This is a genomic window from Paenibacillus sp. 598K, assembly GCF_003851045.1.
Taxonomy (GTDB): Bacteria; Bacillota; Bacilli; order Paenibacillales; family Paenibacillaceae; genus Paenibacillus_D.
Genome location: NZ_BFBX01000048.1, coordinates 1 through 350 on the forward strand (window position 1 = coordinate 1; position 350 = coordinate 350).

General features: G+C 55.7%; 1 pseudogene. It reads right to left on the reverse strand.

What is annotated here, in order from left to right:
* Nucleotides 1-114: 114 nt before the first annotated feature.
* Nucleotides 115-350 (reverse strand): annotated as a pseudogene (locus PA598K_RS15335) (amino acid ABC transporter ATP-binding protein); the annotation flags it as partial.

Here is a 350-nt window from a genome sequence, read left to right on the forward strand (position 1 = left end):
CGTATTGGCCAGCGCTTGCGCTGCCGTATACCCGGGGAACACAATACTCTGATCGAGTATGCCAAATGAAAAGCTCATGCCTGCTCCTCCTGTCTGGTCAGATCAAATAGGGAACTAGATTGAATAGGAACTCTCCGGCGTGATGCGCCTGAGAAACTGTCGGGTCCGTTCTTCCTTGGGAAATCCGAATACTTGCTTGGGCTCTCCTTGCTCGACGATGACGCCGCCGTCCATGAACACGACATGATTGGCCACGTCTTGGGCGAAGCCCATCTCGTGGGTGACGATGATCATCGTGATCCCTTCCTTGGCGATCTGCCGGATGACGGCCAGCACCTCGCCGACCAGCT